This window comes from Caenispirillum salinarum AK4, from assembly GCF_000315795.1.
GTDB classification, from domain to species: Bacteria; Pseudomonadota; Alphaproteobacteria; order Rhodospirillales; family Rhodospirillaceae; genus Caenispirillum; species Caenispirillum salinarum.
On sequence record NZ_ANHY01000021.1, the window covers coordinates 86,401 to 111,492 of the forward strand.

General features: G+C 70.8%; 24 protein-coding genes. 18 read left to right on the forward strand and 6 right to left on the reverse strand.

What is annotated here, in order from left to right; genetic code table 11:
- Positions 1–70 precede the first annotated feature (70 nt).
- From C882_RS19410 to C882_RS19470, 13 genes are all read left to right on the forward strand, one after another.
- Positions 71–1,000, forward strand: coding sequence for a hypothetical protein (locus tag C882_RS19410; RefSeq protein ID WP_009542383.1), 930 nt, complete (start codon positions 71–73; stop codon positions 998–1,000).
- A 43-nt stretch (positions 1,001–1,043) separates the two neighbouring features.
- Complete coding sequence (locus C882_RS19415) at positions 1,044–1,613, forward strand: hypothetical protein (protein ID WP_009542384.1); 570 nt, start codon at positions 1,044–1,046, stop codon at positions 1,611–1,613.
- Positions 1,610–3,517 carry a hypothetical protein gene (locus tag C882_RS19420; protein ID WP_009542385.1) on the forward strand — a complete coding sequence of 636 codons (1,908 nt, stop codon included), beginning with the start codon at positions 1,610–1,612 and terminating at the stop codon, positions 3,515–3,517. The genes C882_RS19415 and C882_RS19420 overlap by 4 nt, the downstream gene beginning before the upstream one ends.
- A complete protein-coding gene (locus tag C882_RS19425; RefSeq protein WP_009542386.1) occupies positions 3,517–4,488 on the forward strand; it encodes a hypothetical protein in 972 nt (323 codons plus the stop codon). The genes C882_RS19420 and C882_RS19425 overlap by 1 nt, the downstream gene beginning before the upstream one ends.
- Before the next feature lie 18 nt (positions 4,489–4,506).
- The gene (locus tag C882_RS19430; protein WP_009542387.1) at positions 4,507–5,487 is read left to right on the forward strand and encodes a phage tail fiber domain-containing protein; all 981 of its coding nucleotides are present in this window, start codon (positions 4,507–4,509) and stop codon (positions 5,485–5,487) included.
- Positions 5,488–5,568: 81 nt separating this feature from the next.
- Positions 5,569–6,285 (forward strand): class I SAM-dependent methyltransferase, encoded by a 717-nt coding sequence (locus tag C882_RS19435; protein ID WP_009542388.1) that lies wholly within the window; start codon positions 5,569–5,571, stop codon positions 6,283–6,285.
- Between the two features lie 107 nt (positions 6,286–6,392).
- Positions 6,393–7,562: a phage head spike fiber domain-containing protein gene (locus tag C882_RS25135; RefSeq protein ID WP_009542389.1), complete on the forward strand. Its 1,170-nt coding sequence runs from the start codon at positions 6,393–6,395 to the stop codon at positions 7,560–7,562.
- On the forward strand, positions 7,559–7,975 hold the full coding sequence (locus tag C882_RS19445; protein WP_009542390.1) for a hypothetical protein: 417 nt from the start codon (positions 7,559–7,561) through the stop codon (positions 7,973–7,975). The genes C882_RS25135 and C882_RS19445 overlap by 4 nt, the downstream gene beginning before the upstream one ends.
- Positions 7,893–9,470, forward strand: a complete 1,578-nt coding sequence (gene terL, locus C882_RS19450; protein WP_152415421.1) for a phage terminase large subunit — start codon at positions 7,893–7,895, stop codon at positions 9,468–9,470. The genes C882_RS19445 and terL overlap by 83 nt, the downstream gene beginning before the upstream one ends.
- A 386-nt stretch (positions 9,471–9,856) precedes the next feature.
- Positions 9,857–10,174 carry a hypothetical protein gene (locus C882_RS19455; protein WP_009542392.1) on the forward strand — a complete coding sequence of 106 codons (318 nt, stop codon included), beginning with the start codon at positions 9,857–9,859 and terminating at the stop codon, positions 10,172–10,174.
- The gene (locus C882_RS19460) at positions 10,171–10,731 is read left to right on the forward strand and encodes a cell wall hydrolase (protein ID WP_009542393.1); all 561 of its coding nucleotides are present in this window, start codon (positions 10,171–10,173) and stop codon (positions 10,729–10,731) included. The genes C882_RS19455 and C882_RS19460 overlap by 4 nt, the downstream gene beginning before the upstream one ends.
- Before the next feature lie 5 nt (positions 10,732–10,736).
- Complete coding sequence (locus C882_RS19465) at positions 10,737–11,246, forward strand: 3TM-type holin (protein WP_009542394.1); 510 nt, start codon at positions 10,737–10,739, stop codon at positions 11,244–11,246.
- 116 nt (positions 11,247–11,362) lie between these two features.
- Positions 11,363–11,620 carry a hypothetical protein gene (locus C882_RS19470; RefSeq protein WP_009542395.1) on the forward strand — a complete coding sequence of 86 codons (258 nt, stop codon included), beginning with the start codon at positions 11,363–11,365 and terminating at the stop codon, positions 11,618–11,620.
- Positions 11,621–11,770: 150 nt separating this feature from the next.
- Here the strand turns inward: C882_RS19470 and zapE are convergent, their stop codons facing one another.
- The 4 genes from zapE to C882_RS19490 all read right to left on the reverse strand — a co-directional run bounded on the left by zapE (position 11,771) and on the right by C882_RS19490 (position 16,577).
- A complete protein-coding gene (gene zapE, locus C882_RS19475) occupies positions 11,771–12,895 on the reverse strand; it encodes a cell division protein ZapE (RefSeq protein WP_043646610.1) in 1,125 nt (374 codons plus the stop codon).
- A gap of 93 nt (positions 12,896–12,988) precedes the next feature.
- Positions 12,989–14,077: an AI-2E family transporter gene (locus C882_RS19480; RefSeq protein ID WP_009542397.1), complete on the reverse strand. Its 1,089-nt coding sequence runs from the start codon at positions 14,075–14,077 to the stop codon at positions 12,989–12,991.
- Positions 14,078–14,170: 93 nt separating this feature from the next.
- Positions 14,171–15,103 carry an exopolyphosphatase-related protein gene (locus tag C882_RS19485; RefSeq protein WP_009542398.1) on the reverse strand — a complete coding sequence of 311 codons (933 nt, stop codon included), beginning with the start codon at positions 15,101–15,103 and terminating at the stop codon, positions 14,171–14,173.
- 103 nt (positions 15,104–15,206) lie between these two features.
- The gene (locus tag C882_RS19490) at positions 15,207–16,577 is read right to left on the reverse strand and encodes an NAD(P)H-dependent oxidoreductase (protein WP_009542399.1); all 1,371 of its coding nucleotides are present in this window, start codon (positions 16,575–16,577) and stop codon (positions 15,207–15,209) included.
- Between the two features lie 114 nt (positions 16,578–16,691).
- Here C882_RS19490 and C882_RS19495 point away from each other — a divergent pair, with 114 nt between their 5' ends.
- Positions 16,692–17,207: a hypothetical protein gene (locus tag C882_RS19495; protein ID WP_009542400.1), complete on the forward strand. Its 516-nt coding sequence runs from the start codon at positions 16,692–16,694 to the stop codon at positions 17,205–17,207.
- Positions 17,208–17,305: 98 nt separating this feature from the next.
- Positions 17,306–19,732 carry a PAS domain-containing sensor histidine kinase gene (locus tag C882_RS19500; RefSeq protein ID WP_009542401.1) on the forward strand — a complete coding sequence of 809 codons (2,427 nt, stop codon included), beginning with the start codon at positions 17,306–17,308 and terminating at the stop codon, positions 19,730–19,732.
- A gap of 266 nt (positions 19,733–19,998) precedes the next feature.
- Here C882_RS19500 and C882_RS19505 read toward each other — a convergent pair whose 3' ends face one another.
- Positions 19,999–20,910, reverse strand: a complete 912-nt coding sequence (locus C882_RS19505; protein ID WP_009542403.1) for a branched-chain amino acid aminotransferase — start codon at positions 20,908–20,910, stop codon at positions 19,999–20,001.
- A 182-nt stretch (positions 20,911–21,092) separates the two neighbouring features.
- On the opposite strand from C882_RS19505, the gene C882_RS19510 reads away from it, so the two are divergent.
- The 3 genes from C882_RS19510 to C882_RS19520 are packed head-to-tail and all read left to right on the forward strand — an operon-like array spanning position 21,093 to position 23,825.
- Positions 21,093–21,605, forward strand: a complete 513-nt coding sequence (locus tag C882_RS19510; protein WP_009542404.1) for a MarR family winged helix-turn-helix transcriptional regulator — start codon at positions 21,093–21,095, stop codon at positions 21,603–21,605.
- Between the two features lie 31 nt (positions 21,606–21,636).
- A complete protein-coding gene (locus C882_RS19515) occupies positions 21,637–22,353 on the forward strand; it encodes a response regulator (protein ID WP_052000233.1) in 717 nt (238 codons plus the stop codon).
- A 38-nt stretch (positions 22,354–22,391) separates the two neighbouring features.
- Positions 22,392–23,825 (forward strand): ATP-binding protein, encoded by a 1,434-nt coding sequence (locus C882_RS19520; protein ID WP_009542406.1) that lies wholly within the window; start codon positions 22,392–22,394, stop codon positions 23,823–23,825.
- Positions 23,826–23,828: 3 nt separating this feature from the next.
- On the opposite strand, the gene C882_RS19525 is transcribed toward C882_RS19520, so the two are convergent.
- The gene (locus C882_RS19525; RefSeq protein ID WP_009542407.1) at positions 23,829–25,046 is read right to left on the reverse strand and encodes an E22 family MetX-like putative esterase; all 1,218 of its coding nucleotides are present in this window, start codon (positions 25,044–25,046) and stop codon (positions 23,829–23,831) included.
- Positions 25,047–25,092 lie beyond the last annotated feature (46 nt).

Below are 25,092 nucleotides of genomic sequence, written 5' to 3' on the forward strand. Positions count from 1 at the left end.
CCGTCCATCGCCCCGGCGGTGCGGGGGCCGCGGATGCCCAGCGCGCCACCAGCGATTCCGAGAGCGACCCATGACCATCGACATCTTCCCGACGTTCAATCTTCTGGCCCGCCCCGGGGCGACGATCAGCTTTCCGCCCTTCACGCGGGAAGGCGAGTCGACGCGCATCGACGCCACCGGCGCGCGGGTCAGCGTCGCCAGCAACACGCTGCGCCACGATTTCGAACGCAACAGCGGCGTCTACCGCGGCCTTCTGCTGGAGGGCCGGCGCGACAACCTGCTGCTCAACAGCCTGGCCCCGGCCAGCCAGACCGTGACCCTGGACGCGGGCACCTACACGCTGTCCGTCCACGGCGCGGGATCGGCCACCCTGTCGGGCGCAGCCAGCGGATCGGCGAGCGAGGGCACGCCGCTGACCGTCACCACCGGCGGCGGCAGCGTGACCGTCACCGTCACCGGCACGCCCGACGCATTCCAGCTGGAACTCGGCGCCTTCGCCAGCAGCGTCATTCCCACCACCTCGGTCAGCGGGCGGCGGGATTACGACGGCCTGTACGGCAGCATCGCCGACATCGCCATGCGCCCCGACGAAGGGACGCTGTACGTCGAGGCCTCGACCTTCGGCCTGTCGCACGCCCTGACGGCCCTGGAGTTGAGCAGCGACCAGAACAACCGCCTGTCCCTGCGCTTCGACGGCTCGCGCCGCCCCAGCGTCATGGTCAAGGCCGCCTCCGTCGTGGAAGCCGAAATCACGGCGTCGACCGCCGCCGCCGCCGATGCGCCGGTGCGCATGGCGGTCGCCTATGCGTCGGGCGAGGTGAGCTTCTGCGTCGCCGGCACCATCATCGGCACCGCAGCGCCGGCCGCGCTGCCCGCCGTCACCCACCTGCTTTGCGGCGTCAACATCGGGGCGACCGAATGCCTCTACGGTCACTTCCGCCACGGAGCCTATTTCCCGCGGCGCCTGTCCGACGCCGACCTGCAACTGCTGACCCGCTGAGCGGCCCCGCCGCCCGACGCCGCTTCTTAAGGAGACCCTCGCCATGGCGCTGACCGCCATCGCCCTGTGTTCGCGCGCGCTTTTGAAGATCGGCGCCACCGGCATCGCCTCCTTCGACGAAGGCACCGCCGAGGCCGAGGTCGCCGCGAACCTCTACCCGTCCTTGCGCGACGCGCTGTTGTCGTCGCACCCCTGGAACTTCGCCACCGCGCAAAGCGCCCTGCCGCGCATGGCCGCCGTCCCCGCAGCCGACTTCGCCAACGCCTTCCAGCTGCCGCCGGGCTTCCTGCGGGCGCTGTCGGCGGGGGCGGGAGCCAGCGGCCGGGGCCTGCGTTACCGCATCCACGAACGCCGCCTGCACACAGATGCCGACGCCGTGACGCTGACCTACGTCTTCCGGCCGGGAGAAGAGGCCTTCCCGGCCTTCTTCGACCAGGCGCTCATCATGCGGCTGGCGGCGGAATTCTGCCTGCCGCTGACCGAGAGCACCAGCCGGGCGGAGCTTCTGCACAAGCTGGCGGAAGAGGAAATCCGCCGCGCCCGCCTGATCGACGCCCAGGAGGACACGCCGGCCGCCATCCAGGACTTCAGCCTGATCGAGGCCCGGCGATGAGCGGCATGGTGATCCAGACCAAGACCAACTTCTCCGCCGGCGAGCTGTCGCCCCGCCTGTACGGCCGCGGCGACCTGCGCGCCTACGAGAACGGGGCGAGCCGCCTGCGCAACGTGGTCATTCACCCGACGGGCGGCGTCAGCCGGCGGCCGGGGCTGCGCTGGGTGGACGGCATCGAGGGCAAGGCCCGCCTGCTGGCCTTCGAGTTCAACACCGAACAGGTCTACCTGCTGGTGTTCACGCACGCGAAGATGGCCGTCTACAAGGACGACGTCCGCATCGCCGTGCTGGACACGCCGTGGACCGAGGCCATGCTGCCGAACCTCAACTGGACGCAGTCGGCCGACACGCTGCTGGTGGTCCACCCGGACTGCGAGCCCCAGACCATCACGCGGACCAGCCACACCCGCTGGGTGATCGCGCCGTGGTACTGGTACGACGTGCAGAACCGGCGCCATCAGCCGCACCACAAGTTCGCCTCGACGTTTTCGCGCATCACGCCGTCGGGCACCTCGGGCAGCGTGACGCTGACGGTGGACGAAGACGTGTTCACGGCCGAGCACGTCGGCGCCCGCCTGCGCATCGACGGCAAGGAGGTGGAGATCACCGCCGTCACCGACGCCCGCACCGCCACCGCCACCTGCCATGAAACCCTGGCGTCGACCGACTCCACCAAGGACTGGACGGAGATGGCGTTCTCGGCGGCGCGGGGCTGGCCGGTCAGCGTGACCTTCCACCAGGACAGGCTGGTCATCGGCGGCTCGCGCGACCTTCCCAACCGGGTGTGGATGTCCAAGACGTCCGCCTACTTCACCTTCGATCCCGGCACGGGCCTGGACGACGAATCGGTGGACTTCGCCATCCTGTCCGACCAGGTGAACGCCATCCGCACCGTGTTCTCGGGCCGCACCTTGCAGGTCTTCACCACGGGCGCGGAGTGGACGGTGACCGGCAGCCCGATCACGCCGACCAGCATCGCCGTCCACCGCCAGACCCGCGTCGGCATGCCGCCAAGCCGCGCCATCCCGCCGCGCGACGTGGACGGGGCGACCCTGTTCATCGGCGCCGCCGGCAAGGAACTGCGCGAGTTCCTGTTCACGGACGCCGAGCAGGCCTATCAGGCCGCCGACCTGGCCATGCTGGCCCGGCACCTGATGGTGGACCCCTCGGACATGGACTATGACGCCACCCGCCGACTCATTCACCTGGTGATGTCCGACGGCTCGCTGGCGACCGTCACCAACTATCGCGCCGAGCAGGTCACCGGCTGGACCCGCCACGAAACCGACGGCGCCTTTCACGCCGTCGCCGTTGTGGGCGAAACCGTCTACGCCTGCATCGAGCGGGCCGGCACCTGGTCGGTGGAAGCCTTCGACGACGTCCACGCCATGGACGCCGCCCTGTCCGGCACCGCCGCCGAACCCAAGACCCGCTGGAGCGGCCTCGACCACCTTGAGGGGCGCACGGTGAAGGTCCTGGGCGACGGGGCGGAACTGCCGCCGGCCACCGTGTCGGGCGGCGCCGTCGATCTGCCCTATGCCGTCTCCGGAATCCGCGTCGGACTGCCGTTCACGCACGAGATCGCACCGCTGCCGCCCGTCTCGGTGGGCCAGGGCGGCGTGCGCCAGAGCCGCGCCCTGCGCCTCATCCGCGCCAGCTTCCGGGTGCTCGACACACAGGCGCTGGCGGTGGACACCGGACGCGGCCCTGCGCCGGCACCGCTGAAAAGGCTGGGGCCGTCGGGCGTGCTCGACAGCCCGCCGCCGGCGGTGTCCGGCGACGTCTCGGTCCGCGCCGTCGGCTGGCGTCGGCAGGCGCTGGAGCCGGTGTGGCGCGTCGTCCAGGACACGCCGCTGCCCTGCACGATCCTTTCCGTTGCAACCGAAATGAAGGTCACCGACTGATGGGTGGTTTCACCAACGCCGTGGTGGGCGTCGGCACGTCGCTGCTGCCCGCCGCCCTCGACTACGCCAATGCCCGCGCCGGCTATCAGCAGCGCGCGGCGGCGGCGGCACAGGATGCCGGGCGCCTGCGCCAGCTTCATGCCCTGGACCAGGAGTCCTATGCCAACGTCCGCCAGGAGGCCGACGGCATGGTCGCCGACGCCAAGGCCGAAGCCGAACGCCGGCTGGCCTTCCTGGACCTGGAAACCGAGGCCCAGCGCGCCGCCGCCGCGCGCTGGAACGATTTCACGCTGACCAACGCCGAACGCGAGGCCGAACTGGCCGAGGCCCAGGCGCGCGCCGAGGCCGAGGCCGCCCAGCGCCGCCTGGAAAGCGAGCAGCAACGGGCCGACATCGAGCAGCGCAAGGCCGCCGACGCCCGCGCCGAGGCCGCCCGCCTGCGGGCCGCGGACCTGAAGAAGGCCCAGGCCGCCGCCCGGGCCCGCTTCGGCGCATCGGGCCTGGCGGCCTCCACCTCGGCCACCGCCGTGCTGTCGGGCATGGCGCAGGAGAAGGCGGCGCGCGACGCGGCCGCCGGCCGCACCGGACAGGCCGCCCGCGACGCGGCCGCCGAGCAGGCCGCCCAGCGCGCGCGCGACATCGGCTCGCTGTGGCGGTCGGTTGAGAGCACGCGCCAGCAGAACCTTCTCGACCTCAGCCAGATGCGCCAGCGCGCCACGCTGTCGCTCAGCGACCTGGCGGAGGCGGCCCAACTGGATCGCTCGCGCGCCGTCTCCGACAACGAACTGGCCGTCTACCGCGCCAGGAGCGCCGCCAACCGCATGGTCGCCGACGCCTGGCTGCAGGTGCGGCGCAGCGCGCTGCAGACCGAAGGCCGGCTGGCCGACCTGACGGTACGCCGGCCCGACCCCATGAGCTTCTTCCAGCCCGTCGTCACCCGCACCATCAGCGGGCTGGCGCGGCGTTTCTAGGTCCGAAGGACACCCGCCATGACGGCATCGCAACACATCACCATCGGCGACCTGCGTCCGCGCGTGCAGTACGTGGCGGACGGCACGCTGGCCGATTTCAGCTATCCCTTTCCCATCTTCGACGCCGCCGACCTGGAGGTCTATCTGGGCGAGACGCTGACCGCCAGCGGCTTCGCCGTGACCGGCATCGGCGAAAACGGCGGCGGCACGGTCGCCTTCACCGCCGCCCCGGCCGCCGGCACGCTGGTCACCCTGCGCCGCCGCCTGACGGTGCAGCGCGTCACCGACTTCCAGGAGGGCGGCGCCTTCCGGGCCAAGGTGGTCAACGACGAGTTGGACTACCAGACGGCCGTGCTCCAGCAGTTGGCGGTGGACATTTCGCGCTGCCTGCGCCTGTCTCCCACCGACCCCACGCAGGCCAACCTGGAACTGCCGCACGTGGAGCCGGGCAAGCCCATCGGGTGGAACGCCGACGGCACCGGCCTGACCAACGATCCAGCCGACTTCACGGCTGTGCAAAGCGCCGTCGCCGCCGATGCCGCCGCCGCCGAGGCCGCCGCCCAGCGGGCCGACGAGCGGGCGGCCATCGCCGAATCCGTGACCGAGCCGCTGCTGCTGTCCACCGTCGATGCCCAGGAGGCGGCGATCATGGCCCAGGACAGCCAGACGGCAGCCGCCGCATCCGCCTCCGCCGCAGCGGCCTCGGAAACCGCCGCCGCCGGGTCCGCCGCCGAGGCCGCGGCCGACGCGACCGTCAGCCGGACGGGTGGTGACGATACGATGACATCGCTGTGGATCGCCGAGGTGAACCGGCTGGCCGTGTCGGGCATGGCCGCTGTGGCGCAGGCCGCGGAGACCGGCGCCCGCGCCGCCGCCGACGCCGCCCTGGTGGAGCGTCTGCGCACCGAAGCCGCCGCCGCGCGGGCCGAGGCAATGGTTGTCGTCGGCAGCAAGCCGTGGCAGGTTCTGCCCAATTGGGCCGCCACCGGCAGGGCGTGAGGCGATCAACCGCGATAGGGCGCCGTGCGTTCACAACCGAAGGCAGCCCGCCCCGCAACCGACCGGCGAAGGAGCCCGCGCGTGTTCGACCGCCCCATCGAGACCCCCGTCAGCCAGACCGAACAGCCCCTTACCTCGGCCGACGCCACGCCCTCCGGTCATGCGGCACCGGCGGAGGCCACGCGGGTGAGTCTGCGCAAGTACGAGCGGATCGCACCGGTCTATGACCTTCTGGACGCCGTCTACGAACGCTCGTGGAAGGGCCGTCTGCGCGAGCACGCCTTCGCCGGCCTGTCGGGCCGGGTGCTGGACGCCGGTGCCGGCACGGGCTGCAACATCCCCTACTATCCGGCCGACGCCGACGTGCTGGCCGCCGACCTGAGCCCCGGCATGCTGGCCCGCGCCGAGCGCCGCGCACAGCGCCTGGGCCGGCCGGTGGCGTTCCGCGAGACCGACCTGACGGCCACCGGCTTCGCCGACGATACCTTCGACGCCGCCGCCGCCACCTACGTGTTCTGCGTCATTCCTGAAGAAGTGCAGCGCGCCGCCCTGGCCGAGATGACCCGCATCTGCAAGCCGGGCGCGGAAATCCGCATCCTGGACTACACCCAGAGCAAGAAGCCGCTGGTGAAGGCCTGGAGCCGCGTCATGACGCCGTGGCTGAACTTCGCCTTCTCCGCCCGCTACACCGCCGGCTACGAACGCTACGCCCAGGAGGTCGGGCTGGAGACCATCGACAGCCGCTTCCTCATCGGCGACGTGGTCAAGCTGCTGACCCTGCGGGTGCCCGAGAAGTAACCGACATCGCCGGGCCGAGGCCCGGACCAACGTGCTCGCGAAAGAAAGGCCGCGTCCCCCAGGGGCGCGGCCTTTTTCGCGTCCGCATCCCAGTAAAGGACCGAGACATGACCCTGCTTCCCCGACACTACCCTGGGCTGGTGCTCGCCGCCCGCCCCGGTCTTGTCCCGCCGCGCCTGGAGGTGGTGCGCAGCTCGCCCGCCACCCGCGTCACCGCCACCGGCCTGGTGGCGGAGGTCGGCAACGACGTCCTGCGCGACGACTTCGACCGCGAGACCGGCGCCTACCGGGGCTGGCTGGTCGAGCCCTTCGCCACCAACCACCTGCCCCACGGCCGCGACATGGGCGCCGGCGCCTGGACGCGCACGGGCCTGACTACGGTGAAGGACCGCGCCGGTGCCGACGGCGTCGCGGGCAGCGGTTGCCGCCTGCGCGCCGATGCCGCCGACGCCACCGTGACCCAGGCCCTGTCCCTGTTTTCCGGCGAGCGCACCTTCAGCGTCGACATCCTGCCGCTGACGGTGACCGGCGCCGTCTCCATCACCGTCGACGGCGGCGCGACCTGGACCGCCGTGACGAGCCTTCTGCGCGCCGGACGCTTCACCCGCGTGACGCTCACCACCACCGCCGCCGACCCCTCCGTCGGCATCCGCCTGTCGGCGGCGGGGGATTCGGTGGTGGCCGATTTCGCGCAACTGGAGGACGGCCCACACGCCACCAGCCGCATCGCCACGGGCACCGGCGCCGTATCCCGCGCGCCGGACCGGCTGACCGTGCGCGACCTGTCGGACTTCTGGAACGCCGCCGAGGGCGCGCTGATCGTCCACTGCCGCCCGCTGGCCGCCGATCTGCCCGCCGGCGCCGCCGTGCAGACGCTGGTGGCGGTGGGAGACAGTTCCGCCGCCACCGACGCGCTGCTGGAAGTCAAGCGCGAGCCCGACCAGGGCGACCGCACCGGCTGGGCCTTCGGCACCTCGGCCGGCTACGGTGCGGGCGGCGGCGCGACCGGCACCTGGAACGCTGCCTGGCACCGCATCGCCCTGGGCTGGACCGCCGGCGAGAGCGATCCCACGGCGGTGATGAACGGCAGCCTGAGCCGCACCGCCCTGACCGGCGGCGGCACGGTTTCGGCCATCGCGGCGGAGACCGGCGTCGCCCTGGCGCTCGGCCACCAGCGGCGCGAGAACGCCGGACGGGACTTCTGCGGCCATATCGGGCTGCTGCTTCACTATCCGCGCCGGCTGCCGGACGCCGACCTGATCGAGGCCACGCAATGAGCGCGCCCGCCTCGACCTCCACCACCGCCGCGCCCCGCGACCTGGACGGGCTGAAGGGCGTGCTGGCGGCCCGGCTGCCGGCCCGGGCGGCGGCGGCGGTGGCCGATTACGAGGCCTTCGCCGGGCAAGCCCCGCCTGACGACGCCAAGGGCTTCGCCGCCCATCATGCGGCCTGCAAGGCGGCGCTCGCCCACGTCGAGGCGGCGGTCAAGCTGCTGCGCTGGGCGGCGCCGCCCGAGCCCGCCGCCACCGCCCCGGACCCCGAGGCCGACGACCTGGCCCGCCTCATCGCCGAGGCCCGCGCCGCCCTGAGCGAGGACAGCGATCCCCATGACCACCCGACCGCCCGCCCCGACCCCTTCGCCGCCGACGACGCGGGAGAGGACGACACCGACGAAGAAGACGACGCCTGACCTGACGGTCGGCGGGCCGCTGGATTTTCCGGAGTTCGCCTGGATCTGGAACCGCGCCACCGGCCTTTCGACGCCGCGCCACCAGGTCCGCATGGCCCGCTGGCTGGCCGAACGCTGGACGACGAACCAGCGCGAATGCCTTCTCATGGCCTTCCGCAATTCCGGCAAGTCGACCGTCGTCGGCCTGTTCTGCGCCTGGCTGCTGTGGCGCTGGCCGGACCTGCGCATCATGGTGCTGGCCGCCGATCATGCGCTGGCGAAGAAGATGGTGCGCAACGTCAAGCGCATCATCGAACGCCACCCGCTGACCAAGGGACTCAAGCCCAAACGGCGCGACAGCTGGGCGTCCGACCAGTTCACCGTGAACCGCCCCGGCGAGCTGCGCGATCCGTCGATGCTGGCGCGCGGGATGGGCGGCAACATCACGGGCTCGCGCGCCGACGTCATCGTCTGCGACGACGTGGAGGTGCCCAACACCTGCGACACCGCGCCCAAGCGCACCGACCTGCGCGCCCGCCTGGGCGAACTGGACTACGTGCTGGTGCCCGGCGGGATGCAGCTCTACGTCGGCACGCCGCACACCTTCTACACCATCTACGCCGCCGAGCCGCGCACCGAGGTCGGCGAGGCGCGGCCCTTCCTGGACGGTTTCCACCGCCTGGAAATCCCGCTGCTGGACGGCGCAGGCGCCAGCGCCTGGCCCGAGCGGTTTCCGCTGGACAAGGTGGCCGGCATCCGTCGGCGCACCGGCCCCAACAAGTTCGCCAGCCAGATGATGCTGAAGCCCGTCAACATCGCCGACGGCCGGCTCGACCCCGACCGCCTGCGGCTCTACGACGGCGAGCTTGAGTATCTGGAAGGCAACGGTGTCGCCACGCTGACCCTCATGGGCCGCACGCTGGTTTCGGCGTCATGCTTCTGGGACCCCGCCTACGGCGCGCCCGGGCGCGGCGACGGCAGCGTCATCGCCTGCGTCTTCACCGACGAGGCGGGACAGTACTGGCTCCACCGCATCCAGTGGCTGGAAACCGACACCGCCGCCAAGGAGGACGAGGCGACGCAGCAGTGCGCCGCCGTCGCCCGCTTCCTGGGCGAGCATCACCTGCCATCGGTGCGCGTGGAGACCAACGGCGTCGGCAAGTTTCTGCCGGGCCTGCTCCGCAAGGCCATCGCCGACGCCGGCCTGCGGTGTGCGGTGGTGGAGGTTTCTTCGAGCCGCAACAAGGACCTGCGCATCATCGAGGCCTTCGACGCCGTGCTGGCGGCGGGGGCCCTGTCGGCGCACCGCTCGGTGTGGACGACGCCCTTCGTGGCCGAGATGCGCGAGTGGCTGCCCGGCACCGGCGGGCGCGACGACGGCCTGGACGCCGTCGCCGGCTGCCTGGCGGCGGAGCCCGTCCGCCTGCCCCGCGTCCCCTCCGCCACCGCCCGCCACCCCGGCGGCTGGCGCCCCGGCGGGGCCGGATGGACGGCGGAAAGCGAGTTCAGTTTTTGAGCCTTTTGACGCCGAGCCTTCGGCTCGGCTGCGTCCAAGCGCCACGCAGGCTCACGGCCTGACCGGCCGGCGGGCAGTCGCCCTTGCCGGCACGCGCACCGCGCGCGCCGTTTTTAGAGCTTTTGACGCCGAGCCTCCGGCTCGGCTGCGTTCAAGCGCCACGCAGGCTCACGGCCTGACCGGCCGGCGGGCAGTCGCCCTTGCCGGCACGCGCACCGCGCGCGCCGGGTTTTTAGAGCTTTGGACGCCGAGCCTTCGGCTCGGCTGCGTTCAAGCGCCACGCAGGCTCACGGCCTGACCGGCCGGCGGGCAGTCGCCCTTGCCGGCACGCGCACCGCGCGCGCCGGATGACCGTGGCGCTTCCACCGAACAATGAGGAGACCCCCATGGTGATGGACATCATGTGGTGGATCAGCGCCGTCGAGTTGCCGGCGCTGGGCGGGCTGTTCTGGCTCGTCTGGCGCAACCGGCGCGACGCCGATGCCGCCACCGAGGACAACCGCCGCTGCTTCGAGCGCGGCATCGCCCAGGTGCGCGAAGGCCTGGCCGCCTACAAGCTGGAGGTGGCGCAGTCCTATGCCTCCCTCGGGCATCTGCGCGACACCGAAAAGCGCCTGACCACCCACCTGGAGCGCATCGAGAAGAAGCTCGACGGCGTGCAGGTCCAGGCCACGGCCGCGAGCGTGGCGGGAGGCCGCCCATGAGCCGCCGCAAGAGCCGCTGGCACAACGCCTGCGTCGCCCTGGCCGCCATGGCCGAGGCCGAAGTCCCCGTCACCGCGCCCGCTTCGCCGCCGCCGCCTCCGCCCAAGCCGCCGGCCCCGACCGCGCCGGCACCGCCGCCGTCGGACGAGGCCGTGGACATCCTCGCCCGCACCATCTGGGGCGAGGCACGTGGCGAGCCGGTGCGCGGCAAGGAGGCCGTCGCCTGCGTCGTGCTAAACCGCGTCGCCCGGTCGCTGGACCGCCCCGGCGGCTACTGGTGGGGCGGCAGCGTGGTGGAGGTCTGCCACAAGCCCTGGCAGTTCTCCTGCTGGAACGAAGGCGACCCCAACCGCGCCAAGCTTCTGAAGGTCACGCCGCGCGATCCCGCTTTCGCCGCGTGCCTGCGCATCGCGCGCCGGGCGCTGGCCGGGCGCCTGCCCGACCCGACGGCCGGCGCCACCCATTACCACGCCCGCGGCATCCATCCGCCATGGGCGTGGCGGCTGATCCCATGCGCGGAGATCGGCCGGCACCTGTTCTACAACGACGTGGAGTAACCGCCATGCTGCCCGCCCTTCTGGCGCAGATCGGCCTGCCGCTTCTTCTGAAGGCGGTGGGGCTCGGCCTGGACGCCATCGACAACCCGGTCGCCAAGGCCGCCAGCGCCGCAGTCGGCGATGTGGAAAAAGCCATCAGCGGCCGCCAGATCACGCCCGACCAGATCGCCGCCGCCAATCATCATACCGAGCGCATGATGGAGATCGAAAGCCGCGAGGTGCAGACCAAGATCCGCGAAATCAACCGCACCTTCCGCGCCGAGATTTCCAGCGGCGACGCCTATGTGCGGCGCTGGCGGCCCACGTTCGGATACGCGGTGGCGCTGTCGTGGATGGCGACCATGGGGGCCGCCGCCTACACGGTGGTGGCCGAGCCCGAACTGGCGCCGGGGGTCATCTCGGCCCTGGTCAACACCGCGCCCATCTGGGGCGTGGCGCTGGCCGTGCTGGGGGTCTCCGTCGTCAAGCGCAGCCAGGACAAGCGTCTGGGGGCGCCGGGAGACTCCGGCGCCTGAGTCCATGGGCGGCGGGTTTCGTGCGCCGGTGGTACGACGGCTGCACACCTGACCGGGCGGCGCGGGAATGGTCTGATGGTCGCTCCCGCACTTCACCGCCGCCCGGAGGCACGCGCATGAAGACCGCCGTCACCATCCTGTTTCCCACGCTGGCCGGCATCCTCATCGGCATCGCCCTCGCCCAGGCGCCGCTGGCCCAGCAGAACCCGCTCAAGCCCACCGCCTACGCCACCTCCATCGCGTCGGCCGGGGCCGTCTCCGGCGACGTGAGCGGGGCGTGGCTCTTGTTCAACGACGGCTCGGTGAAGCTGTGCACCGGACGCCTGGGCACGCCCCCCTCCACCCCCCGCTGCTCGGCCGCTGTCGAACCCTGATCCGGCGTCCGCTTTCCCGTCGCATCCTCCCTCCGGCCGAGGCGCTCCCCCAACGGAACGCAACAGCCGGAGCGGCGTCACGGGGGCGGCGCTGGCGGCACTTCAGGGGGCCGCTGCACCGGGGCCGGCTGAGGCGCCCGGCCCCTTGTCTCAGGTCAAATGCTGGCTGCCGATGTAGTCCTCGGACTGCATTTCCATCAGGCGCGAGACGGTGCGCTGGAACTCGAACTTGCCTTCGCCTTCCACGTACAGGTCCTCCGGCGGGGCGGCGGCGGAGGCGACGAGCAGGGTCTTGTGATCGTAGAGCGCGTCGATCAGCGTCACGAAGCGCCGCGCCTGGTTGCGGTTCTCGGGCCCCAGGCGCGGGATGTTCTCCAGCACCACCGCATCATACAGCGTCGCGATCTGCAGGTAGTCGTGGGTGCCCAGCGGCTTGTCGCACAGGTCGGTGAAGTCGAACCGCGCCGTCCCGTTGCCCGCCTGCGGCACCGGAATCTCGCGGCCGTGCACCACCACCGTGTCCGGCTTCGCCGGCTTTCCGTCCAGCAGGCGGTCGAACAGGCGGTCGATCTCGGCGTCGGCCTCGGGCCCCAGCGGCGTGACGAAGACGTTGCCGCCGCGCACCCGGCCCAGGCGGTAGTCGGTGACCGAGGCCAGTTCCAGCACGTCCAGGTTCCGGCACATCAGGTCGATGAAGGGCAGGAACTTCTCGCGCTGGAGGCCGTCCTTATACAGGTCCTGCGGCGGCCGGTTGGACGTGGTGACCACCACCGTGCCGGCGGCCATCATGGTCTGGAACAGGCGCCCGACGATCATGGCATCGGCGATGTCGTGGATTTCCAGCTCGTCCAGGCACAAGAGCCATGTGCGGTCGGCGATGCCCTTGGCGATGTCGGCCAGGATGTCGTCGCCGCCCTTCTTGGCGGTGCGCCGCGCGTGGAAATCGGCGTGGACGTCGCGCATGAACTCGTGGAAGTGCAGGCGCTGCTTGCGCGGCACGGGCGCGGTCTGGAAGAACAGGTCCATGAGCATGGACTTGCCGCGCCCGACCTCTCCGTACAGATAAAGCCCCTGCGGCGGCGTCGGCGCCTCCTGCCGCTTGGCCAGCCCGAACCGCGCCCGCCAGCCGGTGGGGCCGGTGGCCGGCTCATAGCCGTTAAGCGCGTGGTGCAGGCTCTCCAGCTTTTCGGCAGCCAGTTCCTGGGCGCCGTCGGGCTTCAGCTCGCCGTCGGAGAGCTTCTTGCGGTACAGGGCGAGGGGGCCGGTCTGGGACATGGACTGCGCGGAAACCTTCCTGTTGAACGCCAAGGGCGGCGGAACGATACCGGGTTATAATGCAATGCGGAAGGGCGCGTTGCCATTGCCCCCTCACCCCGGCATCCGGGTGTCCTCCACCTCCGCCCGCAGCGCATCGCGCACGTACAGGCGGCGCACCAGCACCAGGATCGCCAGCGTGATGGGCGTGGCGAACAGCAGGCCGATGAAGCCGAACATCAGGCTGAAGGCCGTCGCCGCTGCCACCGTCAGCGCCGGCGGCAGGCTGACCGCCCAGCGCTCGGCCAGGGGCGTGATCAGGTAGCTTTCCACCTGCTGGATCACGAAATACCCGAATGCCGCGAAGGCTGCCGTCTGCGGTCCCACCGTCAGCGCCACCAGCACCGCCGGCACCGCCGCCAGCCACGGCCCAAGGATGGGGATGAACTCCAAGAGCCCCGCGATCAGCCCCAGCGCCCAGGCCATCGGCACCCCCAGAGCATAGAGCAAAGCCGTCGTCAGCACGCCGATGATGAGCATGGAGATGAACTGGCCGATCATCCAGCGCCACAGCGCCTCGCCGGTGGCCTGGAGCGCGCCGCTGATCTGGGCGTGGCGCTCCCTGGGGAACAGCAGCACCACGCCCTTGCGGTAGACGTCGGGCGTCGCCGCCAGATAGAGCGCGATGAACAGCACGATCAGCGCCCCGACCACCGCATCCACCGCCACGGTGGCGACGCTGACAGCCCGCTCGACCATGCTGCCGGACAGCAACTCGCCGAACCCCTGTGCCCGCGTGCCGGTGTCCCCGGACCCCGCCGCGCCGGCTCCGGTCGCGGCTTCCATGCTGACGCCGACCTGCCCGAACCACTGGCGGACCTGGTCGATGCCCTCAGACACCGTTGTGCGCAGGTCCTGCACCTCGCTGATCACCTGCGCTCCGAACAGGGTCCCGACGGCGCCCAGGATGATCGCCAGCGTCGCCAGAACCAGCGTCAGCGCCCAGCGGTGGCCGAGGCCCGTGCGGGCGCAGAGACCGGCCGTCACGCGGTTGAGGATCACCGCCAGCAGAATGCCGCCGAACCCCAGGATCAGAAGGGTGGAAACCTTCCACGCCACCCACAGCGCCACCACCGCCATCACGACGATCAGCAGGCGCCGCGAAAAGGCGGCGAGACTGGCGCGTTCCTCGGCTGCAAGCATGACCGCCCCTCGGCCTCCGTGTCGTCCGGGTCAACGGACCAACACGGCGGCCGGGACCGGCGTTCGCCATGGGCGCGGGAAGAGCAGCCGGCCTCAGCCGTCGGCGGTAATCCGGTCGATCAGCGCCTGGCGCACCTCCTCGGCCATGGCGTTGTCCACCTGGCAGGTGCCGGCGGCCTCGTGCCCGCCGCCGCCGTATTCCAGCATGAGCGTGCCGACGTTGGTCTTGGACGACTTGTCGAAGATGCTCTTGCCCACCGCGAACACCGTGTTCTGCTGGCGGAACCCCCACAGCACGTGCATGGAGATGTTGGTTTCCGGGAACAGCGCATAGATCATGAACCGGTTGCCGGCCCAGATGGTTTCCTCGTCGCGCAGGTCCAGCACCACCAGGTTCTTGTGCACCTCGGAGCACCGCTTGAGCTGCTCCTTGAACTTGTCCTGGTGCTCGAAATAGAGGTCCGTCCGCTCCTTCACGTCGGGCAGGGCCAGGACGTCGTCGATGGAGTGGTCGAGGCAGTAGTCGATCAGCTCCATCATCAGCTGGTAGTTGGAGATGCGGAACTCGCGAAAGCGCCCCAGGCCGGTGCGGGCGTCCATGATGAAGTTCATCAGGTCCCAGCCCTGCGGGTTCAGCACCTGCTCCTTGGTGAAGTTGGCCGAGTCGCCCCGGTCCACCGCCTCCATCATCTCGTCGGAGATGCGGGGGAACTTGGACTTGCCGCCGTAGTAGTCATAGACCACCCGCGCCGCCGAAGGCGCGTCGGGATCGATGATGTGGTTGTCCTTCTGGCCGACGCGCAGGGTTTCCGAAAAATGGTGGTCGAAGGCCAGGTGCACGCCGTCCACATAGGGCAGGTTGGTGGTGATGTCGCGGCCGGTGATCTCGACCTTGCCGTCCTGCATGTCCTTGGGGTGGACGAACTTGATGTCGTCGATCATGCCCAGTTCCTTCAACAGCATGGCGCACACCAGGCCGTCGAAGTCGCTGCGGGTCACCAGGCGGAACTTTTCACCGGCGGTCATCTCTTTCCCCCATCCGAACAGTATCTAAGGTGGTAGTCCGGATGGCAGAGTAGACGCGCGGCGCGGCCGATGCAACGCGCTCTTGTGCGGCGCGGCAGACCGGTCACGGCGGGCCGGGAATATCCTCGGGCGGCGCGGCGGCGAACGCGCTTTCCATGTCGTGGCGCAGACGCACGGCCAGGGAGTCGCGGTCGAGCGTCACCGCCGCGCGCGTCACCACCTCGCCCTTGCGCACCGGCCGGGTCAGCGGCACGCCCTGGGCCAGCCCGATGGGCAGGGCGCCGGCGGCCACCGAGTCCTCGGCGGGCATGAGGCGGCCCCAGACGGTTTCCCCGCCCTCGCCGTCCAGCACCTCGCCGGCCTTGAGGTCGCGCTTGGCGATGCAGACGACGTCGCCGGTAAAGCCGTGGCACTGGCCCGTCGGCTCTCCGCGCAGGGCGGCCGAGGCCACCGACACCCCCAGTTCCAGCCCGATCAGGTGGTAGGGGCGGTAGAGCGCGCCGTAGCGCCCCGACTCGTCGGTCGCCATGCCGTATTCGCCGAAGCAGCGCGCCATGTAGTCGCCGTTGGCGCGGAAGGTGACGTAGACGCCCCAGCGCAGGTCCCGCGGCACCGCCGACCCGTCGCGGTTCAGGCTGGAGACCACCTCCACCACGCCGGCCTCCGCCAGCAGGCCGCCGTCGGCCTCGGGCTTGAGGCGTTTGGCAAGGTCGTCGCAGCCCACCGGCGGGAAGTCCAGCCCCGCCGTCGGCACGGCCAGTCCGGTGGCATTGGAGACGGCGGCCATCTCGATGGCGCTCTTGGTGCCGTCGAGAAAGCTGTTGAACATCTTGGGGTTCATGCCGCCCTCGCGCGCCTGCCCGGGCGTCAGGCCGTAGTAGCCCCACACCGTGTCCGGCGTGGAGGCATGGTAGTCCGGCAGGTACTTGGTGCCCTTTCCGGCCGCGACCACCTCCAGGCCGCAGGCCCGCGCCCAGTCCACCATCTCGCAGATCAGCGCCGGCTGGTCGCCGTAGGCCATGGAATAGACGAGGCCCGCGTCGGTGAAGCGGCGCGCCAGCAGCGGCCCGGCCAGCACGTCGGCCTCCACGTTCACCATCACCACGTGGCGGCCGTTCTCCAGGCACCACAGCGCATGGCGCAGGCCCGGCTCGGGGTGGCCTGTGGCCTCCACCACCACGTCCACCCCGCCGGCGGTGATGGCGGCGTGGGGGTCGTCGGTGACCCAGGCGGTGCCGTGGCGCAGCGCCTTGGCGGCGGTGTTGGCGTCGGCGTGCCCCTGCGGCCAGCCGGTGGCGGAGAACGCCTGGCGGGCGCGTTCGGGGTCCAGGTCGGCGACGGCCATGACGTGCAGCCCCGGCGTCGTGCGGGCGCTGGCAAGGAACATGGTGCCGAACTTGCCGGCCCCGATGAGCGCGACGCGCACGGGGCGGGAGTCGGCGGCGCGGCGGGCGAGCATGGCGTGCAGGTTCATCAGGCGGACGTCCTTCAGCAGGCGACGGATTTTTCCCGTTCTGTCACCGCAGTCTAGCCGATCGGCGCGCGATCCCCTACAACTGGACCGTCTTCAGAAGGAGTGCCACCGCCGATGTCCGCACCCAGCCGCCGCGCCCCTGCCGCCCGGGCGCTGATCGTCCTCGTTGCCGCCGGTGTCGGTTTGACGGCCTGCAATCCGCTGCCCGAGCCGTTCATCGACATGCGGCGCGAAGCGGGGACGTTGCGGGTGGTGGGCAGCTCCAGGCTCGAACGGCCGGCCATCTGCTACAACACCATCAACGCCACCGCCCAGGAGGTGCAGGCCCTGGCCGATGCCGTCTGCGCCGAAACCGGGCGGGTGGCCGTCTACGAGACCTCCGACGTCGGACAGTGCACGGTCCTCCACCCGCACCGCAGCTTCTTCCGATGCGACCAGCCCGAAGCGCCGGCCGACGGCAGCCAGCAGCGCGTCACCGGCGTCGAGCCCGGGCCGCTGGGCGTGCGCGTCCCGGGACCGGTGGTCGACGAACCGGCTGAGGGCGAGGACCCCGGCGTGCCCGACCTGCCGGCGGCGCCTGTGCGGCCGGGCGATCCCGACGGCGGCGGGCTGCTCGACATCTTCGACTAGGAAGGGCGCGCGCCTTGCCGCCGGACCGCCCGGCGTGCAAACTGGCGCCCAGCGTCTCATCCAATTCTCCTACGCCGACCGAGGGACCCGCTCCGGCCGTGACCCTGGCCTTCGCCCCCGCACTGATGACCGCCCTGGTGGCCGCGCTCGGCGCCGCCGGCGCGCTGCTGGCGCTCACCCTGCTGCAGCGCCACCACCGCGCGCGCTCGGACGCCCGCGCCAGCGCCCTGGCGGAACGTGTCGCCGCCCTGGAAGGGGCGCTGGCCGCCGCGCCCGACGGACACTTCATCTGGTTCCACCGCGACGGACCCGAGGAGGCGGCGGGCGGCTGCTCGCGCCGGCTGGCGGTTCTGCTGGGCCTGTTCCGCGGCACGGACACCCCCTGGAGCGACGTCGCCGGCGGTTTCGGCGGCGGCGAGACGGCCCGGCTGGAAGACGCCGTCGGCACCCTGCGGACCCATGGGGAGGGGTTCGAGATCGAACTGGAGCACCGCGACTCCGGCCGCCGCATCCTCGCCGTCGGCATCCGTGCGGTGCGCGACGACGGTGGTCCGCTGGCCGACGTGGTGTGGATGCGCGACGTCACCGAGGGTGCCGCAGCCGTCGAGGGCCTGACTGCCGAAACCGCCGCCCTGAGCGCCGAGCGGGACCGCCTGGGGGCGGCGCTGGATGGGCTTGACTGCCCCGTGTGGCTGCGTGACGAGAACCTGTCGCTGGTCTACGCCAACCGCGCCTACATGCTGGCCGTCGATGCCGCGGACCGCGACGCCGTCACCGCCGAGCAGCGCGAGCTGGCCTCGACCACCACCGCCCGGCGCCTGCGGGCGCTCGCCGCCGCCGCCCGCGCCGCCGGCACCCTGCGGCAGGAAGCCGTGCCCATCGTGGTGCGCGGCAACCGGCGGCTGATGGAGGTGTCCGAAGGGCCCATCAACCTGCCCGGCCGCACGCCCCACGACCAGCCGCGCCGTTTCACCGCCGGCGTCGCCTACGACGTCACCAGCCGCGAGGACCTGGCGAAACGCCTGGCCCGCGAGGACGCCGCCCATGCCGAGGTGCTGGAGCGCCTGTCCACCGCCATCGCCATCTTCGACAACGACGCGCGGCTGCGCTTCTTCAACGCCAGCTTCTCGGAACTGTGGGCGCTGGACCCGGAATGGCTGTCGCAGGGGCCCGGCTACGGCGAGGTGCTGGAGATCCTGCGCGAGAACCGCCAACTGCCCGAGGTGGCCGATTACCCCGCCTTCAAGGAAGGGGAACTGGCGCGCTTCCGCCACCAGCTCAGCGCGACGGAAGACCTTCTGCACCTGCCCGACGGCTCAACCCTGCGGCGGGTGATCGCGCCGCACCCCATGGGCGGGCTGCTCTGCACCTTCGAGGACGTCACCGACCGCCTGGCGCTGGAACGCAGCTACAACACCCTCATCGCCGTCCACCGCGAGACCCTCGACCACCTGCGCGAGGCCGTGGCGGTGTTCGGCGACGATGGCCGCCTGCGCCTGTCCAATCCCACGTTCCTGGCAATGTGGGACCTGCAGCCCACCGACGTCGGCAGTCGGCCCCACGTCGTCCAGTTGGCGGAACGGCTGGACGACCTGTGCGCCAGCGAGCACGAGGCGCAGTCCCTGCACGCCTTCCTCGCGCCGCCCGCCCCCGGCGAGCGGTCGGCGCGGCGGGCGCGGCTCATCAAGGCCGACGACACGGTGCTGGAGGCCGTCTCCGTCCCCCTGCCCGACGGCGGGGTGCTGGCGACCTTCGCCGACGTCACCGACAGCGCGCGGGTGGAGCGCGCCCTGCGCGAGCGCGCCGAGGCCCTGACCACGGCCGACCGGCTGAAAAGCCGCTTCCTCGCCAACGTCTCCTACGAACTGCGCACGCCGCTGACCACCGTGTCGGGCTTTGCCGAGATCCTGGCCGACGGCTATTACGGCCCGCTCAACCCGCGCCAGCAGGAATATGCGCGCTCGGTGGCGGAGACGGCGCAGTCGCTGGTGACGCTGATCGACGACATTTCCGACCTGGCGTCCATCGAGGCCGGCGAACTGTCGCTGGAGCTGGACGCCTTCGACGTCCACGCCGCGCTGGCGAGCGTGCTTGCGCTCACCCGCGAGAGCATGAAGCGCAAAGAGGTGACGCTGAACTTCGACTGTCCGCCGGACACGGGCTGGATGGTCGCCGACGAGAAGCGCGTGAAGCAGGTTCTCTACCACCTTCTGTCCAACGCGGTGAAGTTCACGCCCCAGGGCGGCAGCGTCATCCTGGCGGCCCAGCGCGATGGGGCGGACATCGTCTTCACGGTGGCCGACACCGGCGTCGGCATCGCGCAGGAGGACCAGCGGGTCATCTTCGACACCTTCGCCCGCGGGGGCGGCGCGCCCGGCCACGGCATGGGCCTGTCGCTGGTGCGCAGTTTCGTGGAACTGCACGGCGGCTCGGTAGAGCTGGTGTCGGTGCCCGACGAGGGGACGACCGTCATCTGCCGCATTCCGTCGGGCACAGGCACGGAAAGCCGGCAGCTGGCGGGGTGACGGGGCGTCAGCGGCTGGCGTGGTGCGGGGATAGCCACCACGACACCAATGGCCCCAAGACAGCGCGCGCTGGCGCACCGGAACGCCCGCCGGCGACCTCTTCACCCGGTTTAAGCGCTTGATCGATCCCACCAGGAAGCGACGGAGCCCGAGGGAGGCCGTGGCTCCCTCGCATTTCACTGCAGCGCAACCGGAAAACGGTATGAAAAACGGGGCGGCCCCGTGGGAGCCGCCCCGCTTTCGTCATCCGGTACGGTGCCGCCGGGTCAGGCGGCGGAGTGGCGGGCCGAGGCCGCCTTGTCATGGGTGCGCCCGACCAGGGCGTCGTAGTCCTCCACCAGCGCCTTGCAGACGTCGCCGGGGGTGAAGCTGTAGGGGCCGATCTCGCGCACCGGCGTGACCTCGGCGGCCGTGCCGGTCAGGAAGCATTCGGTGGCGTCGGCCATCTCTTCGGGCATGATCTTGCGCTCGACCACCTTCAGGCCGCGCTTCTTCGCCAGCTCGATGACCGTGCGGCGCGTGATGCCGTCCAGGAAGCAGTCCGGCGTCGGCGTGTGCAGGTCGCCATTCATCAGGAAGAAGATGTTGGCGCCCGTCGCCTCGGCCACCTGACCGCGCCAGTCCAGCAGCAGGGCGTCGTCGTAGCCTTCGTTCTCGGCCTTGTGCTTGGACATGGTGCAGATCATGTACAGGCCCGCCGCCTTGGACTTGACCGGCGCGGTGCGCGGGTCGGGGCGGCGCCAGTCGGAAATCGCCAGGCGGATGCCGCGCAGGCGGGCTTCCGGCGAGAAGTAGCTGGGCCACGGCCAGGTCGCGATGGCGACGTGGGTCTTGGTCTGCTGGGCGGACACGCCCATCTGCTCGGACCCGCGCCAGGCGATGGGGCGGACGTAGCCGTCGACGATGTTGTTGGCCTTGACCGTCTCGATGGTGGCGGCGTCGATCTCCTCCACCGTCATGGGAATCTCGAAGCCAAGCTCCTTGGCCGAATCGATCAGGCGCTGGGAGTGTTCGCGCAGCTTGAACACGTTGCCCGCGTAGACACGCTCGCCCTCGAACACCGCCGACGCATAGTGCAGGGCGTGGGTCAGCACGTGCACCTTGGCGTCGCGCCAGTCAACAAGCTTGCCGTCGTGCCAGATCAGGCCGTCGCGGTCGTCGAAGGAGGGAACCGACATGTTTCTGCGCCTCTTGGTGATAGAAATTTAGCCGTACCGGGTTATCCTCGGTAACATTGTTCCCGCAGATATGTCAATATGACTGTCCCATGCAGTTTATGCCATACTGCCCTGTGTCGGACGCCCCCGGCCAGGTCCGCCCGCCCGCCACCGACCACAGCCGAGACGCGCGCAAAGCTTCCATGTCAGACATCAAATCCGGCGCAAACCTTCTGTTCCTCCGCGAGGAGGAACTTCGCCAGGGCATCGAGCTTCTGTTCTTCGCCTATCGCGACTTCACCGGCGAGGCCGATGCCATGCTCGCCAAGCACGGCTTCGGTCGGGCGCACCACCGCGTCATCTACTTCGTCGGCCGCCGCCCCGGCATGAGCGTGAGCGAGCTTCTGGGCATCCTGAAGATCACCAAGCAGAGCCTGTCGCGCGTGCTCAGCCAGCTGGTGCGCGAGGGCTTCATCACCCAGAAGCAGGGCACGCGCGACCGCCGCCAGCGCCTGCTGGAACTGACCGACAAGGGCGTCGCGCTGGAAGCCGAGTTGACCGAGCGTCAGCGCCGCCGCATCGCCCGCGCCTTCCGCGAGGCGGGGCCGGGAGCGGTCGACGGTTTCCGCAAGGTGCTGACGGGCATGATCGACGAGCCCGACCGCAGCCACTTCATGGCCGCCGCCGCACCGACCGGCCGCCGCCGCCGCCCCTGACCCGGCTGCCCGCAAGACGGAGATGATCCGCATGACCGCCGACGAGGCGCCCCACATCCTGGTGGTCGACGACGACGAACGGCTGCGCCGCCTGCTGCGCAAGTACCTGACGGACCACGGATATCTGGTCTCAACCGCCGCCGACGCGGCCGAGGCCCGGGCGCAGATGGCGGCGCTGGCCTTCGACCTTCTGGTGTTGGACGTCATGATGCCGGGCGAGAACGGCCTGGACCTCACCAAGGCCCTGCGCGCCGACGGTGCGGCGGTGCCCATTCTCATGCTGACGGCCATGGGCGAGACCGAGGACCGCATCAACGGACTGGCCAACGGGGCCGACGACTATCTGGCCAAGCCGTTCGAGCCGCGCGAACTGCTGCTGCGCATCGCTTCCATCCTCCGCCGCACGGCACCCGCCCCGGCCCCGGCGGCCGAGGCGGCGGCGGGCGACGTCCCGCCGGTCCTGCGGTTCGGCGCATTCCAGTACGACCGCACGCGCGAGGACTTGTCCCACGACGGCGTCCGCATCCATCTGACAGGGGCGGAGGCCGCGCTGCTGCGCGCGCTGGCCGACCACCCGTTCGAGGTGCTCGGCCGCGAGGACCTGGCGGCGATGACCGGCACCAGCGGCGCCGGGCGCAACGTCGACGTCCAGGTCACCCGCCTGCGCAAGAAGCTGGAGGACGACCCGCGGCTGCCGCGCTATCTTCAGACCGTGCGCGGCAAGGGATACATGCTGCGGCCCGACTGACACCGGGCCACCGGGCCACAAGGACGGACGAGACCGCGATGGGCATTTCCATCTCACGCTCCGGCGGAACGGGCGCCGACGGCACGGAGGACGCCGGCCGCACGGCCGACCCGTCCCGTGACGACCGGCCGCGCCGCCGGCGCCTGCTGCGCACGCCGCGCAGCCTGAAGAAGCTGGCGCCGCGCGGGCTGATGGGCCGGTCGCTGCTCATCATCATCACGCCGCTGGTCATCACGCAGGTGGTGGCGGCCATCATTTTCTACGACCGCCACTGGGACACCATGCTGCGCCGGCTGACCGGCGGCCTGGCGGGCGAGATCGCGCTGGTCTCCGACATGCTGCGCCGGATGCCCGACGAGGAAGCGCGCGCCCAGCTTCTGACCAACGTGCACCACCGCCTGCACCTGGCGATCACCCTGCAGGAGGGCGCCATCCTGCCCAACCGCGCCAAGGCCGAGCCCTGGGGCCAGATGGAAAACGCCCTCGTGAACGCATTGGACGAGCGTGTGCGGCGGCCCTTCATCATCGACACCGAGTCGGTGGAGGACCGGGTGGAAATCCGCGTGCAACTGGCCGACGGCGTGCTGCGCGTGCTGGCCCCGCGCAAGCGTCTGTTCAGCTCCACCACCTACATCTTCGTGCTGTGGATGGTCGGCACGTCGATGCTGCTGATGGGCATCGCCACCGTCTTCATGCGCAATCAGGTGCGCAGCGTCCGCCGCCTGGCCGCCACCGCCAACAGCTTCGGCAAGGGCCGCGAGGTGCCGCGCCTGAAGGTGGAAGGCGCGCGCGAGGTGCGGCAGGCCAGCCTGGCCTTCAACCAGATGCGCGAGCGCATCACCCGCCAGATCGAGCAGCGAACGGAAATGCTGGCCGGCGTGTCCCACGACCTGCGCACGCCCCTGACACGGATGAAGCTGCAGCTCGCCATGCTCGACGACGAGGACGAGGACGTCGCCGCCCTGCGCGAGGACATCGCCGAGATGGAGCGCATGCTCAACGACTACCTGGCCTTCGCCCGCGGCGAGGGGACCGAGGGCATCGCCCCCACCGACCTGGGCGCCCTGCTCTTTGAGGTGGCGGCGCGCTTTCGCCGCCAGAACCACCCGGTCGACCTGCACCTGGAGCGCGACCTGGTGCTGCCGCTCAAGCGCAACGCCATGGAGCGTTGCCTGCAGAACCTGATCGGCAACGCCATGCGCTACGGCAGCCATGTGGCGGTGCGCGCCGGCTTGCGGGACGGGACCATCGTCATCCTCATTGACGACGACGGCCCCGGCATCCCCGAGGACAAGCGCGAGGCCGTATTCAAGGCCTTCGTGCGGCTGGAGGGCTCGCGCAATCCCAAGACCGGCGGCACGGGCCTGGGCCTGACCATCGCCCGCGACATCGTGCGCAGCCACGGCGGCGACATCACGCTCGACCGCAGCCCGCTCGGCGGACTGCGGGTGCGGGTGGAACTGCCGGTGTAGACCTCAGTCCGGCGCCGTGCCGGAGACCTTTTCGGCGAGGAAGGCGCGGATCGCCTCGCCGGCCTGCGCAATGCCGATGACGCCGTCGAGGTGGCCGCGGGTGCCCTGAAGCTCCACGATGTCCACCGGCGTGCCGTCGGCACCGATCAGCGTCGCCGTCTCGCGCACCTTCTCGGGGAAGAAGATCAGGTCCTCGGGCGCATGGATCACCAGCGCCGGCGCCTCGATGGCGGCCAGCCCATCCGCCAGCGATCCGCCGTGGCCGGTCAGAAAGGTCTGGTTGGCCTTCACCAGGTACAGGAAATGATTGGCGTCGGACTTGGCCGCACGGGCGGCGGCGACCTGATCCAGCACGGCCTCCACCTGATACTGCGCCTCCATGCTGCGGGCGGGATCGGCGGAGGCGTCCGCCCAGGCGCGGCCGAAGGTGTCGTCGGCCCATTCCCAGTGATTGGCCTGCAGGGTCACCAGCTTCAGCGCCTCGGCCAGCCCGGCCGTCGGCGGCGTACCGCCGTAGTAATCGCCGCCCTGCCAGTTGGGGTCCAGCCTGATGGGCGCGGCCCAGGCGTTCAGCCAGCCGATCAGGTAGGCGTCGGACGCGCCCGAGCCGATGACGGGAATGACGCGCTCCACCATGTCGGGATAGGCGCTGGCCCACTCGTAGGCCTGCAAGGACCCCATGGAGGCCCCCATGACGGCGTGCAGGCGCTCGATCCCCAGGCTTTCCACCAGCGCCTTTTGCACGTTGACGAAATCGCGGATGGTCACCACCGGGAAGTCCATGCCCCAGGGCTCGCCGGTCTCGGGATTGATGCTGGCCGGGCCGGTGGTGGTGACGTTGGGGTCGCCGGTGTTCAGGTTCACCAGCGTGTCCGACGAGATGACGTAGTACCTGTCGGTGTCGATAGGCTTTCCGGGGCCGATGATGCTGTCCCAGTAGCCTGGCGCGGCGTCGTCGGCGGCATATTTTCCGGCCGCGTGACCGGTGCCGGAGAAGAAATGCGTGATCAGGATGGCGTTGTCTTTCGCCTCGTTCAGGGTGCCGTAGGCCTCCCACCCCACCTTGACCGGCGCGATGGTCTCGCCGCCGGCGGTGGTGTACTCGGGCATGTCGAAGACCTGCTTCTCCACCAGCTCGTCATAGGCGGCGGCCGGCCCGGCGGCCAGAAGACCGACCGCCACGGCGGTCGAGGCGGCCAGGCGTGAAAGGGTAAAAGCCATGCGTGACGTCCTCCCGGTTGTTGTGCAGCAATGACAACCGGTTAAA

What these genes read in the sequence shown, in the direction of transcription:
- C882_RS19410 (WP_009542383.1), top strand. Translation starts at nt 71, where the DNA reads ATGACCATCGACATCTTCCCGACGTTCAATCTTCTGGCCCGCCCCGGG.
- C882_RS19415 (WP_009542384.1), top strand. Translation starts at nt 1,044, where the DNA reads ATGGCGCTGACCGCCATCGCCCTGTGTTCGCGCGCGCTTTTGAAGATC.
- C882_RS19420 (WP_009542385.1), top strand. Translation starts at nt 1,610, where the DNA reads ATGAGCGGCATGGTGATCCAGACCAAGACCAACTTCTCCGCCGGCGAG.
- C882_RS19425 (WP_009542386.1), top strand. Translation starts at nt 3,517, where the DNA reads ATGGGTGGTTTCACCAACGCCGTGGTGGGCGTCGGCACGTCGCTGCTG.
- C882_RS19430 (WP_009542387.1), top strand. Translation starts at nt 4,507, where the DNA reads ATGACGGCATCGCAACACATCACCATCGGCGACCTGCGTCCGCGCGTG.
- C882_RS25135 (WP_009542389.1), top strand. Translation starts at nt 6,393, where the DNA reads ATGACCCTGCTTCCCCGACACTACCCTGGGCTGGTGCTCGCCGCCCGC.
- C882_RS19445 (WP_009542390.1), top strand. Translation starts at nt 7,559, where the DNA reads ATGAGCGCGCCCGCCTCGACCTCCACCACCGCCGCGCCCCGCGACCTG.
- terL (WP_152415421.1), top strand. Translation starts at nt 7,893, where the DNA reads ATGACCACCCGACCGCCCGCCCCGACCCCTTCGCCGCCGACGACGCGG.
- C882_RS19455 (WP_009542392.1), top strand. Translation starts at nt 9,857, where the DNA reads ATGGTGATGGACATCATGTGGTGGATCAGCGCCGTCGAGTTGCCGGCG.
- C882_RS19460 (WP_009542393.1), top strand. Translation starts at nt 10,171, where the DNA reads ATGAGCCGCCGCAAGAGCCGCTGGCACAACGCCTGCGTCGCCCTGGCC.
- C882_RS19465 (WP_009542394.1), top strand. Translation starts at nt 10,737, where the DNA reads ATGCTGCCCGCCCTTCTGGCGCAGATCGGCCTGCCGCTTCTTCTGAAG.
- C882_RS19470 (WP_009542395.1), top strand. Translation starts at nt 11,363, where the DNA reads ATGAAGACCGCCGTCACCATCCTGTTTCCCACGCTGGCCGGCATCCTC.
- zapE (WP_043646610.1), bottom strand. Translation starts at nt 12,895, where the DNA reads ATGTCCCAGACCGGCCCCCTCGCCCTGTACCGCAAGAAGCTCTCCGAC.
- C882_RS19480 (WP_009542397.1), bottom strand. Translation starts at nt 14,077, where the DNA reads ATGCTTGCAGCCGAGGAACGCGCCAGTCTCGCCGCCTTTTCGCGGCGC.
- C882_RS19485 (WP_009542398.1), bottom strand. Translation starts at nt 15,103, where the DNA reads ATGACCGCCGGTGAAAAGTTCCGCCTGGTGACCCGCAGCGACTTCGAC.
- C882_RS19490 (WP_009542399.1), bottom strand. Translation starts at nt 16,577, where the DNA reads ATGAACCTGCACGCCATGCTCGCCCGCCGCGCCGCCGACTCCCGCCCC.
- C882_RS19495 (WP_009542400.1), top strand. Translation starts at nt 16,692, where the DNA reads ATGTCCGCACCCAGCCGCCGCGCCCCTGCCGCCCGGGCGCTGATCGTC.
- C882_RS19505 (WP_009542403.1), bottom strand. Translation starts at nt 20,910, where the DNA reads ATGTCGGTTCCCTCCTTCGACGACCGCGACGGCCTGATCTGGCACGAC.
- C882_RS19510 (WP_009542404.1), top strand. Translation starts at nt 21,093, where the DNA reads ATGTCAGACATCAAATCCGGCGCAAACCTTCTGTTCCTCCGCGAGGAG.
- C882_RS19515 (WP_052000233.1), top strand. Translation starts at nt 21,637, where the DNA reads ATGACCGCCGACGAGGCGCCCCACATCCTGGTGGTCGACGACGACGAA.
- C882_RS19520 (WP_009542406.1), top strand. Translation starts at nt 22,392, where the DNA reads ATGGGCATTTCCATCTCACGCTCCGGCGGAACGGGCGCCGACGGCACG.
- C882_RS19525 (WP_009542407.1), bottom strand. Translation starts at nt 25,046, where the DNA reads ATGGCTTTTACCCTTTCACGCCTGGCCGCCTCGACCGCCGTGGCGGTC.